Raw genomic sequence first — 14007 nt, forward strand, 5'->3', positions numbered from 1 at the left:
TCCAGTACCGTTATTGTTGATGGGCCCTGTTCCAGTACCGTTATTGTTGATGGGCCCTGTTCCAGTACCGTTATTGTTGATGGGCCCTGTTCCAGTACCGTTATTGTTGATGGGCCCTGTTCCAGTACCGTTATTGTTGATGGGCCCTGTTCCAGTACCGTTATTGTTGATGGGCCCTGTTCCAGTACCGTTATTGTTGATGGGCCCTGTTCCAGTACCGTTATTGTTGATGGGCCCTGTTCCAGTACCGTTATTGTTGATGGGCCCTGTTCCAGTACCGTTATTGTTGATGGGTGGTTTTGGTTCTATAACTGGCGGTGCAGTGTCGTTATCCGCGATCGCCACTGTCACCCCTGGAACTACAATCCCACTGTTATACTTAGCATCCGTGCTAGTCACAGTGTGAGTGATATTAGCGCTCTGCGCCCCTTCCACAACCGTATCGTCAACAGCCTTTACCGTAACGGTTTGAGCCTGAGCCCAATTATCGGGCGTGAAAGTCAGAGGCGCGATCGTCTCAATCTGATTACCTGTTGTGAGAGTGATGGTGACAGGGGCGGTCGGCTTGGATTTCAGCACCGCACTGTAAGTACCATTTGCACCGCCTTCTGTAGCAGTTGTTGCCGTGGGAGTAATAGAAATACCAGCGGTATCATCGTCTTTGTTGCTAAGGCTAACATCCGCTACATCTCGGTTGCTGTAATTCGCATCGGTGCTAACAGTAGCCCCCGTGACAACTTTGTAGTCAATATCGCCGTCAGCAAGGCTATCGTCTACCCCTGTTACTGTCACCTGTTGCGGTGTACTCCAGTTAGCCGGAGTGAAAGTTATGGTATTAGGAGAAACGGTTCCCTCGGCAACATTATCCGTGTTCAAACCGATAGTAACATTAGCAGTCGGCTGAGTATTCAGAACCACAGTAAAGTTAGCACTACTGCCGGCTTCACCCGTAGTTAATCCCGCAGTTGGATTTACCGTAACTCCCGGAGTTTCATTGTCACTGTTGGTTACTGTGACATCATCAGGATTGAGGTTATTGAAATTAGGATCGGTACTCACAGCAACAGCCGTGACAATTTTGTAAGCTTGATCGCCATCAGCTAGCAAATCGTCAACACCTGTCACCGTTACTTTTTGGGGCTCATTGTAGTTAGCGGGAGTGAAAGTTAAGCTATTAGTTGAAACTGTTCCTTCGGCAACATTGTCACTGCTCAAACCGATCGTAACGTTAGCAGTTGGTTGAGCATCGAGTTTGACAGTAAAATCTGCCTGGCCACCAACTTCACTTGTAGTTAATGCTGTTGGGTTAATAGTAAAGCCAGCTTTGTCATCATTACTGATAGTTGTGGTAGCACTAGCAGTGGTAAGTGTCGGTGTAGAATCTAATTTCGAGGGATTGGACAGCGTAACCTCAAGGGTTTCATTGGCTTCGATCGCACTGTCGCCTAAAACATCCAGAGTAATGGTTTTCGATGTCTCGCCTGCTGCAAAATTAATCGTACCAGTCGCAGCAGTTGCACCGGATGTGCCACCGATGTTTTTGTAGTCGCTGACGTTGCTAGCAGAACCGCCGATGGCATAATCTACTGTGCTCGCCAAGTCAGTGCAACCGCTGCGGGTAACAGTAAAAGTGGCAGCAGTTGTGCCGGAGTTGCCTTCTGTAACGGTTGCAACACCAGCAGTAATCGCATAGTCGATCGGATTAAGCAGAATTGTCACCTTGCTAGCACCCGATCCGATGCGATCGCCTGGCCCTGAAATCACTCTGTTAAATCCGGCGTAAATCTCGGAATTGACTGGCCCGGTAGCATCAACTTGGCCGTTGAGGGCGTAAAGATACGGCGAATTCAAGCTATTTTTTAGCCCGTTTTTGTTATCCCACGCCAGTTGTTCGTTGCTGACTTCTAACTCGACGCGGGAACCGTTGGTCACAAAGTTAGGCACATTTCCTGGGGTAAGTTCTCCGCCAGGGGGTGTATTGTAGTCATTCCCAAAAACTGCCATACCCCCGTTAACAATCTGCATCTCGGCATCGCGGCTTTGAGTGCTTGCATCCCCTCCATAGCCATCGTTTGACGCAGAGTCGCCGAGATTTACCGTCCATCCTGACGGGGCTTTGTCGTATTCAACGATGAATTTGGCTTTTTTGATCTTGCCGTCAAAATTGATTTTTGCTACGGCTTCTAACCAACTGTCTGCGTTGGAGTCGGTAGGGGTATTTACTAGAGAAATAAACTGGTTGGGCGCACCGGTAATGGCGCCTGTTTTGAGGTCTATTTGGTACGGACTCATCAGGGTTGATGTACCAACCGGTGGTTTTGGGGGTTGCGGTGGCGCTACATCGTTATCAGTAATCGCCACTGTCACCCCTGGAACCACAATCCCGTTATAATTCGTATCAGCGCTACTCACAATGTGAGTAAGATTAGCGCTGTGCGCCCCCTCGACAACCGTATCATTAACCGCTTGCACCGTAACGGTTTGAGCGACATTCCAATTATCCGGAGTGAAAGTCAGAGGGGCGATCGCCTGAATCTGATCGCCTGTTGTGAGAGTGATAGTTACCGGGGCACTTGGCTGCGATTTGAGCACCGCACTGTAGGTACCATTCGTACCGCCTTCTGTAGCAGTTGTTTCCGTAGGAGTAATAGAAACACCAGCCGTATCATCATTACTGATAGTTGTGGTAGCACTAGCAGTGGTAATTGTCGGTGTAGAATCTAATACCGAGGGATTGGACAGCGTAACCTCAAGGGTTTCATTGGTTTCGATCGCACTGTCGCCTAAAACATCCAGAGTAATGGTTTTCGATGTCTCGCCCGCTGCAAAATTAATCGTACCAGTCGCAGCAGTTGCACCGGATGTGCCACCGATGTTTTTGTAGTCGCTGACGTTGCTAGCAGAACCGCCGATGGCATAATCTACTGTGCTCGCCAAGTCAGTGCAACCGCTGCGGGTAACAGTAAAAGTGGCAGCAGTTGTGCCGGAGTTGCCTTCTGTAACGGTTGCAACACCAGCAGTAATCGCATAGTCGATCGGATTAAGCAGAATTGTCACCTTGCTAGCACCCGATCCGATGCGATCGCCTGGCCCTGAAATCACTCTGTTAAATCCGGCGTAAATCTCGGAATTGACTGGCCCGGTAGCATCAACTTGGCCGTTGAGGGCGTAAAGATACGGCGAATTCAAGCTATTTTTTAGCCCGTTTTTGTTATCCCACGCCAGTTGTTCGTTGCTGACTTCTAACTCGACGCGGGAACCGTTGGTCACAAAGTTAGGCACATTTCCTGGGGTAAGTTCTCCGCCAGGGGGTGTATTGTAGTCATTCCCAAAAACTGCCATACCCCCGTTAACAATCTGCATCTCGGCATCGCGGCTTTGAGTGCTTGCATCCCCTCCATAGCCATCGTTTGACGCAGAGTCGCCGAGATTTACCGTCCATCCTGACGGGGCTTTGTCGTATTCAACGATGAATTTGGCTTTTTTGATCTTGCCGTCAAAATTGATTTTTGCTACGGCTTCTAACCAACTGTCTGCGTTGGAGTCGGTAGGGGTATTTACTAGAGAAATAAACTGGTTGGGCGCACCGGTAATGGCGCCTGTTTTGAGGTCTATTTGGTACGGACTCAGGGTTGAAGGCTGATCGTTTGCTGCAATAGTTAGTGTGGTTTGTTTTGTTGTACCGGCAATGCCACCTGTGATTGCGCCAAAGTTGAGGATTGCGGTTTCGGCGTTTTCAGGGAGATTGTCAGGCTTGATAGTAACTGCAACATTCTGCGTGAGAGTAGTAGTGCCGGCGGGGAAAGTAACAGTAGTAGGCGAAAAGGTGTAGTCTAAATTTTGGGTGGCTGTGCTAGTGGGGTCGATGACAATTGGCACTGTTACAGCAGCGTCAGGAGTGGCGCTGATAGTAACGGGAATATTGACTACTGTATCCGCAGTTCCTTCAGTGCCACTGTAAGTTGCAGCACCAAAATTTACCGCCGGAGATGTATGCAGCAGAATCGAGGTGTTTTGACCGCCAAAGTTCGCCGTAGCTAAATCAGATAAGCCATCTTTGTTAAAATCGCCTACAACAATACCTTGGGGATTGGTTCCCACAGGAAAATTAGTGGCAGCCCCAAAGCTGCCATTGCCACTTCCAAACAAGATGGAGACATTGCCCGATGAATTGTTGGCTGTGGCTAAATCGACTTTTCCATCTGCATTGAAGTCACCACTAGCAATAGCAAGGGGTTGTGTTGCAACGCCAAAGTTGGTAGCTGCACTAAAGCTTCCCGTGCCAGTTCCTAACAGTATTGATACGTTGTTTGAGCTTTCATTGCTGGTTGCTAAGTCAGGATTGTTGTCCCCATTAAAGTCTCCTAAAGCAATGTAATTAGGGCTATTTCCAACGGTAAAGTTAGTGGCGATACCGAAAGTGCCATCAGCATTCTGCAACAGGACGGATACGTTATTAGAACCCGCGTTCGCTGTCGCTAAGTCTGACTTGCCATCCTTGTTAAAGTCGCCGACAAGCACAAAATAGGGAGTTGACCCCACGCTCAAATTAGTAGCTGCGCCAAAAGTACCATTACCATTTCCCCGCAAGATGGAGACGTTGTTAGAGCTTTGATTTGCTGTAGCTAAGTCAGAATTGCCGTCCCCGTTGAAGTCTCCCACAGCGACGGTATACGGACTTGAGCCCACACCAAAGTAGGTGGCAGTACCAAAAGTGCCATCGCCATTTCCTAACAGGAGAGAAACATTGTTAGTCAAATTATTGGCTGTAACCAAGTCAGAATTGCCGTCTTTGTTAAAGTCGGCTACAGCGACAGACCAGGTATAGAGATCGCTTGGCGGACTGGTATTAACATTAGTGGCAGCGCCAAATTTGCCTGTGCCATCTCCCAATGCGATCGAGACGTTGCGATTAACTCCTGTGCTGGCAAAGGCTAGGTCAAGATTGCCGTCTTTGTTAAAATCGCCACTGGCAACTTTACGGAGACTGTAGGTTATGGGAAAATTCGTTGCCGGATCAAAAGTAGGCAGAACATACTTGTAACCTGCTAATACTTCGGCTTCAAATGCCAGCGGCGTTTCTATTTCCCCGGTTCTGACTTCCAGTTCCCAGTCGCCACCTTTGGCTACACTTCCGGTGAGATTTTTGGAAGCCGCAACCGATGCCCCAGTTAACTCACTCAAGCGTTTGACAAATGCTTTACCTGTCTCGCCTGCTGCTACACAGCACCCGTACAGCAGGATATTAGGTCGATTTTTGTTGATCGAGTCGGTTTGTGGCGAAAACCATTGCTGTAGAGAATCCCGATCGCACTCTATATCATCTAAACTAAAGCGAACGTCGCCGAGTTGCAAGCTACCCGGAGCACCGTGAGAAACTATGTGAATGCTGTCAATATTGGTCCGAAGAGCTAAAACTTCAGTAATTTGGTCGATCGCATCCCGGTTCCCATCCAAAACGACTACTTCCGTACCCGGTTTTACCCCTGCAATCAAACTTTGATAATTTTCTACTTGAGTGTCGATAAAGGCGATCGACTTTATGGAAACTTGATTATTTAAATTTGGCATACTGCACCTACTAATAGCTAAAAAAAGACAATAATCCCCCTGTTTCGCGACTTGCGTCCGAAACACTTTCTGAAGGTTGTAGTAACAATAACTGTTTTTTCTAAAAATCTATATAAAGTTTTCTTTATAAAGACTTTTTTAATTAAAGTTTTGATAAAGATGGGAAAATTTATTAAGTAATATTACGGATGAGTCATCGCGAGGTGGATTACATAACACAAAAGCCGTTCAATAGCAAGTGTGATGAGACTGAAATATTAAGAGCGGGATTTTTGATACATATCTGCGATGCGGTTGGGCCATTCGTTTCAACCCCTGGCGGACGTTCGGGCAAGGGCGGGGGCGGGTTTACGAGATAATTGGTTTTAGGCAATTATTTTTGGTAAAACCCGCCCCTAAAACTTATTCGTTACCATCTTTACGGGCGATTCCCTACGGGATAGCTTCGCACGCGCGGACTTACTTCAAACTCACATAGAATAAGTGCTTGAACCCACATCTTTCTCAAATCAATGCGAAATTAACGGCACTAATACTGTTAGCAGAAACTCCGGCCAGAGAAGCTAAAATCTCCCCTGTTTGTGCAAACCGGATTAAAGTTGCATCGCTATCTTGGACAATAGCCAATTGCGAGAAAGTCAGCCCCTTACCCAATACTAATAAGTCTTGACCAACTTCAAAGTCAGCAACAGTATCAATACCAGAATTGGTAGATAATAAGAAGCGATCGCTCCCTACATCCCCTACTAAGGTATCATCCCCCAAATCGCCGCTGAGGAAATCATTACCCTGACCTCCTAGCAGAATATCATTGCCTTGGCCGCCGTAGAGGGTATCGTCACCCTTTTCACCAATTAGGATGTCTTCACCTCGATTGCCAGAAAGGAAGTCATTGCCGGCACCACCAGTCAAAGTATCAAAACCCTTTCCGCCGTAGAGAGTATCGTCCCCTATTCCACCATCTGTTAAGTCGTTCCCCTGATTGCCATTGATCCAATCATTGCCATCAAGACTAAACAGCAAGTCATTTCCTTTTTTACCGCGCAATACATCGTCGCTAGCGCTGCCAGTAATGGTATCATCACCATCGGTGCTTTCGGTGGTATTTGTCCCATCTTTGACGAATTCTATACCGCTTTCTGGGAATGGTTCATCGGGTGTAGATGGCGTACTGGAGTCATCAGTATCTAAAGTATTACGGACTGTTGGATTGTTAGCTGTCGCCGACAGAATTTTGGTAGTTAGAGATGCACCAGTATTTTCCGAAATCGCCGACTGAATCGTCTTATTTCCGGCTGCGACTTGCAGTAAATCTTGGGCTACTTGTCCTTGTGCGACTTTTTGTATGCGGGCGATTTCTGTCGCGGCATCTGAGGGCGAGGAATTGCTGGATGCGATCGCACCAATTCGCTGATTTCCCTCTGCAATAATTTGGGCAGCATCCGAAGCAATACTACATACTTGCGGTACTTGCAGTTGACTCGTCGCCGACTCAATAATCGCCTGCAATTGCGTGGAATTGCTTAAGTCGAGAGGGCCTGATTTAATTTGATTGGCAACGGCGGAAATTACGCGCTCGGCAATCTCATTTTTCGCGGTATTTGAAGCGCCGCTAATTAAATCTGTGATCAAAACAATGGTATTTTGCACCTGAGCGTGTGCTGCATAAACCGCCAAAGCATTCGGATCGTTTTGAGTAATTGCCTGTAGCGGATCGTAGCTAGTCAAGTCAATTCCTGACGACACTCCCAATGCAGATTTAACCTGAATTTGCGCCTGATTAGGGTCAGTACCTTGCTCGACTAACTCGGTCAATAGGGTAGTTAACGGAGTGACTACAGTAGCATCAGGTGTGGCAAATAGGGGCGTTTGCTGCGGCAAATAAGTAGAAGTATCGATGCCATCGGTAAAGACAATTTTGCCTTCATTTGGTTCGATATCGCCGCTGTTATTTTTGTCGAAATCGTCAAGAGAGACATCTAAATCAAAACTGCCATCGGCGTTAGTAATGGTGAAGGGTTCGTTATCATCTTGGACTCCATTAAAGTTGGCATCAAAGAAAACAGTAGCCCCGGCCATGTAACCGTCAATTGCTCTGCCCCTAGTGCTAGAACTCGGTCCCAAACTAAAGTCAGCTAACTCAAATGTGGCCAAGTTATTATCGTAGACTGTTTTGTAATCAAATCCGCAAGGATAAGGTATACGGAAGCGCTTCCCAAATATTTTGAAACTTTTCTCACAAAATTTGACTGAAATTACCTTAGCTTCTGCGCCCAAGAAAGCATTAACTTGTCCTGTTACATCAAACAGTACCGAGGGTTTGCTGATGCGCGAAGTAATTTCCGATGTTCGGATTTTGCCGTCACCGCCTTGTTTGGGCTGGAATTCTCCAATATCTATCAGATCGATGCCGACTTTTCCTTGAATTCCACCTTTGACATAACCCTCGACAATTTTTGCATCTATCCCAGCACCCACTGCGATACTAGCGTCAAGACTGAGTTCGTCAACATCTAACCCTGTACCGTCAGCATTTTCGCGATCGCTCACATAAAATCCATCCAAAACTTTGTCAGCAGAACCCGCATCAAAATTCGAGTTTTTCCACTCATTTAATCCGTAGGTATCGTACCCAAATCCTAGATGAGCTGAAGCACTAAAATTCCCTTCCAGTAAACCCTCTATCGGCCCCCAAATTGGAAATTTTTGATCGATATTAAAGTCAAATCCCAGTTGGGGCATCTGATAGCTGAAGACTGGAACATCCGGTTTACCTATCAACAATTGAATTGCGGTTTCTGGTTTCGTCAATAGTGGCAAATCAAAGCCATCAATATCTTGCAAAGCATTTAAGAATTCTTTGACAGTGGCGCTTGTTTTGGAGTTAACTTGTTGGTTAGCCGTTTGCTGTACAGCATTTGTTGGAGCTGGTAAAGCATTCTGAAGATTAGCAGTTGGGTCGGCAACATCTATATTACCCAGAGTGTAGGAACCCAAGTCGATTTTATCGGGAGAATTTGCTATTTGGTTTGCCAAATCAACAACTTTATCAACTTTTGCAACCGCCTCTAAGAAGCGAGTATCGATATCGCGACCCGATATTTTTGCTGCCAGTTCTATTACACTGACTATGCCATCGCCATTTTTATCAAACGGCCCCGCTAGACCGATTTTAGACAGTAACTTGGTGTCGGTATTGAGAAAGTTTATAACTGGTCGAAATGGTTTGATGACATCGGAAATTTTACCGATAATTGGTTTGGCAAAATTATTGACAAATGTCCCCAAATCTAGTTGCATATTGTTAAATGCAACTGTGGGCTTTTGCGGCCCGGTTAATTGACCGTTAGCGTAATTTAGGATGGGCCAATCAACTGCTAAGTCGAAGTTATAGGAGGGGAATGCAGCATTGTCGTTGATGCTGGTTTTTGCTGTGAGACCGAGATTAGCATTGCTCGTTAAGTTGGCATTGAATAAGTCTTTAAACTGATAGTTACCTTGCAGTTCTGGCAAGGTGAGGCGAGATCCATCATTGGGGCCGCCGAGATTGTCTAAGTCATTGAGCTGGACTTCGAGGTTGGCATCGACTTTAGTAGGGTTGTTGGTATCGTTTGCCAGATCAACTTGGAAAAAACCTAAGTTCCCTTTAGCCTTGAATTGGTCATCTAGGTTCAAGTCAATGTTGGCGGTTAACTTGGTTTTGTCCGTATCTATGTAGCAGCCGAAATCTTTACTAACACCAACTCCTAGGGACAAGTTGTAGTTGTATTTGGATTTGGCTTTTCCATCTACATCTAAGCTTAAGGCTGGTACTCCTAAATTTTGCGATAGATTGATATCGGGAAACTGATATTGCTTGCCAAGAGTAATTAGCAAGGTACTTTCATCAGCGCTAGAATTCTCAGTGAGAGCAACATTGAAGTCAGAACCCAGTGCAGTGCGGAGGCTACTTTCTAACTGACTCAGACTTTGATTTCCATGATTTTTAATCGTATCGACTAACTTAGTCTTGAAGTCGCCAATAAAATCTGGGGAAATGTCCTTGAGGGGGCCGACAATCGGTAGGTTAACTGCCTGTAATTGGTCGTCAAGAATTTTCTCAAGTTTATCCAATCCAGCTTCTACGCCGCACCAATTCTTCTGTGTGTCGATGATAGCAGGGGGTGTCGGTGGCGTCGGTGTCGGCGGTGTGGGCGGCTCGACTATTACTGGCGTTGGTGTTGGTGTCGGTGTCGGCGGTGTCGGCGGCTCGACTATTACTGGCGTTGGTGTCGGTGTCGGCGGTGGCGGCGGCTCGACTATTACTGGCGTTGGTGTCGGTGTCGGCGGTGTCGGCGGTGTCGGCGGCTCGACTATTACTGGCGTTGGTGTCGGTGTCGGCGGTGTCGGCGGTGTGGGCGGCTCGACTATTACTGGCGTTGGTGTTGGTGTCGGCGGTGTCGGCGGTGGCGGTGCTACATCGTTATCAGCGATCGCCACTGTCACCGCTGGAACCACAATTTCGTTATACTTAGCATCAGTGCTACTCACACTGTGAGTGATATTACCGCTGTGCGCCCCTTCCACAATCGTATCATCAGCAGCTTTCACCGTAAGGGTTTGATCGGCATTCCAATTATCCGCAGTGAAAGTCACAGGGGCGATCGCTTCAATCTGCTCACCTGTTGTGAGAGTGATAGTTACAGGGGCGATCGGCTGCGACGTTAATTTGATCCGATAACTGCCATTCACACCACCTTCTGTAGCAGTTGTTTCCGTAGGAGTAATAGAAACACCAGTCGTATCATCGTCCTTATTGCTGAGGCTAACATCCGCTACATCTCGGTTGTTATAATTCGGATCAGTGCTAACAGTAGCCCCCGTGACAATTGTGTAGCCAATATCGCCGTCAGCAATGCTATCGTCAACCCCTGTTACTGTCACGGGTTGTGGTGCACTCCAGTTATCGGGAGTGAAAGTTATGCTATTAGTCGAAACTGTTCCCTCGGCAACATTGGAACTGTTCAAACCGATAGTAACATCAGCGATCGGCTGAGTATTCAAAACCACAGCAAAGTTAGCCTTGGTGCCATCTTCACCAGTAGTTAATCCCGCCGTCGGATTAATTGTAATTCCCGGAGTGTCATCGTCACTGTTGGTGACGGTGACATCATCAGGATCAAGGTTATTGTAATTAGCATCGGTACTCACAACAGCAGCCGTGACAATTTTGTAAGCTTGAGGGCCATCAGCTACCAAATCGTTAACACCACTCACCGTTATTGTTTGCGGTTGATTGTAGTTAGCAGGAGTGAAAGTTAAGCTATCAGTCGAAACAGTTCCCTCTGCTGGATTGGAACTCCTCAAACCGATGGTAACGTTAGCAGTTGGTTGAGAATCGAGTTTGACTGTGAAATCGCCCTTGCCGCCAGCTTCTGTTGTTGATATGGCTTTTGGACTGACAGTGAAACCGGCAGTATCATCATTAGTAATAGTTGTGGTGGCAGTAGCAGTGGTAAGTGTCGGTGTAGAATCTAATTTCGAGGGATTGGACAGCGTAACCTCAAGGGTTTCATTGGCTTCGATCGCACTGTCGCCTAAAACATCCAGAGTAATGGTTTTCGATGTCTCGCCCGCTGCAAAACTAATCGTACCAGTCGCGCCCGTTGCACCGGATGTGCCACCGATGTTGTTGTAGTCGCTGGCGTTGGTAGCAGTACCCGCGATCGCATAATCTATCGTGCTCGCCAACTCAGTGCAACCGCTGCGGGTAACAGTAAAAGTGGCAGCAGTTTTGCCGGAGTTTCCTTCTGTAACGGTTGCAACACCAGCAGTAATCGCGTAGTCGATCGGATTAAGCAGAATTGTCACCTTGCTAGCACCCGATCCGATGCGATCGCTATATGCAGAAATCACCCTGTTAAATCCGGCGTAAATCTCGGAATTGACTGGCCCGCCATCATCAGCTTGACCGTTAAGGGCGTAAAGATACGGCGAATTCAAGCTATTTTTTAGTCCGCTTTTGTTATCCCACGCAAGTTGTTCGTTGCTGACTTCTAACTCCACACTCGAAGCATTACTAACAAAGTTAGGCACATTTCCTTGGGTAAGTTCTCCGCCAGGAGGTATATTGTAGTCATTCCCGAAAACAGCCATACTCCCGTTAACAATCTGCATCTCGGCATCGCGGCTTTGATTGCCTGCGTCCCCTCCATAGCCCTCGTTTGACGCAGAGTCGCCGAGATTTACAGTCCATCCTGACGGAGTTTTGTCGTATTCAACGATGAATTTTGCTTTCTTGATCTTGCCGTCAAAATTGATTTTTGCTACCGCTTCTAACCAACTGTCTGCGTTTGAGTCGGTTGGGGTATTTACTAGAGAAATAAACGGGTTTTGCCCACCAGTAATTGTGCCTGTTTCGAGGTCTATTTGATACGGACTCAGGCTTGAAGGTTGATCGTTAGCTGCAATAGTTAATGTTGTTTGTTTGGTTGTACCTGCAACGCCTCCGGTGATTGTGCCAAAGTTGAGGATTGCGGTTTCGGCGTTTTCAGGGAGATTGTCGGGTTTGATAGTAACTGCAACATTCTGAGTGAGAGTAGTAGTGCCGGCGGGGAATGTAATAGATGTAGGGGAAATGGTGTAGTCAGAATTTTCGGTGGCTGTGCTGCTGGGGTCGAGCGCAATTGGTACTGTTACATCAGCAAAAGGAGTGCCGCCGCTGAGAGTAACGGGAATACTAACTACTGTATCTGTTGTTCCTTCTGTACCACTGTATGTTGCTGCACCGAAATTAACTTTATTGGGTGTATTTAGCAGAATAGAAACATCTTTAGAGGTAAAGTTCGGCGTAGCTAAATCCAACTTGCCGTCAGCATTAAAATCTCCCGTAGCGATCGAACGGGGAAATGTTCCTACACTAAAATTGACGGTAGTACCAAAACTGCCAGTACCGTTCCCCAACAAGACTGAGACATTGTTATCTCCGCCGTTAGACGCGGCTAAATCGGTTTTGCCGTCGCCATTAAAGTCGCCCGCAATTACAGATTCGGGAGATGAGCCGACACTAAAGTTGGTAGCAGTACCAAAATTACCCGTACCATCCCCCAACAAAACTGAAACGTTGTTAGAAGCCGTGTTCGATACGGCGAGATCGAGTTTGCTGTCGCCATTAAAGTCGCCTGTAACGACAAAGTGATTCCCTGTCCCCGCGCTAAAGTTAACCGGGGCGCTAAAGTTTCCAGTACCATCTCCTAACAAAACTGAGATATTGTTAGTGGCGCTATTGTTCGAGGTGACTAAATCGAGTTTGCTATCGCTGTTAAAATCCGCTGTGGCAATAGTAAGAGATGCGCCTGCATTAATGCTAACGGGAGTGCTAAAGCTACCAGTACCGTCTCCCAAAAGAATTGAAAGGTTGTTACCACTCAAAGGGGCTGTGGCTAAATCTAACCTGCCATCTCCATTAAAGTCGCCCGCAGCGATCGATCGAGGATTTATCCCTTGACCGAAGTTGGTAGGATTGCCAAAAGTGCCAGTACCTGTCCCCAGCCGGATCGAAACGAAATCGCCGTTAGCGCCACTAATAGGATTCGCTACAGCTAAATCGAGTTTGCTGTCTCCATTAAAGTCGCGCACTGCAATGGAATTGGGAATCTCGTTGCCGGGGTTAAATAAGTTGGTAGCAGTACCAAAGCTGCCCGTACCCGTCCCCAACAATATGGAAATATCTCTGGAGTTGAGGTTGATCACGGCTAAGTCGGGGAAACCGTCGCCGTTAAAGTCGCCCGTACCAATCGAAAAAGGAGTTGCCGTCGGCGAAAAGCCCGCACTAAAGTTAGTAGCCGTACTGAAGCTGGAGAGAACGTGGTTGTAAGCCGCCAGCACTTCTGGCCGAAATGCTAAAGGTGTTGCTATTTTCCCTGCTGTTACTTCTAGGAACCAGTCGCCGCCTTTTGCGGCACTTCCGGTGAGGTTTTGCGAAGCAGCAACCGACGCGCCGGTTAACTCACTCAGGCGTTTTATAAATGCTTTACCTGTCTCGCCTGCTGCTACGTTGCACCCATACAAAAGAATGTGAGGTCGATTGTTGGGGATTGAGTCGGTTCGTGGCGAAAACCACTGCTGTAGAGAATTCCGATCGCGCTCTATATCATCTAAACTCAAGCTAACGTCGCCGAGTTGCAAGCTGCCCGGAGCACCGTGAGAAATGATGTGAATGCTGTCAATATTGGTACGATGGCCTAAAATTTCAGTAATTTGGTCGATCGCATCCCGGTTCCCATCCAAAACCACTACTTCTGTACCCGGTTTTACCCCGGCCATCAAACTTTGATAATCTTCAACTTGAGTGTCGATAAAGGCGATCGACCTTACTGAAACTGGAATATTTAAATTTGGCATAATCCACCTGACTGGGGTTTCAAAAAAATACAAAAATTCCGCTATTTCGTGACT

Annotated in this window: 2 protein-coding genes; both read right to left on the bottom strand. The window is 47.1% G+C overall.

What is annotated here, in order from left to right:
* Positions 1-5571: DUF4347 domain-containing protein (locus QUA04_RS16135; protein WP_333258327.1), on the bottom strand; the 5571-nt coding region annotated here is incomplete at its 3' end.
* 504 nt (positions 5572-6075) lie between these two features.
* Entirely contained in the window at positions 6076-13953 is a 7878-nt protein-coding gene (locus QUA04_RS16140; RefSeq protein ID WP_333258328.1) for a DUF4347 domain-containing protein, read from the bottom strand.
* Between the last annotated feature and the right edge of the window lie 54 nt (positions 13954-14007).

This window comes from Microcoleus sp. S13_C5 (assembly GCF_036700845.1).
Taxonomy (GTDB): domain Bacteria; phylum Cyanobacteriota; class Cyanobacteriia; order Cyanobacteriales; family Microcoleaceae; genus Microcoleus.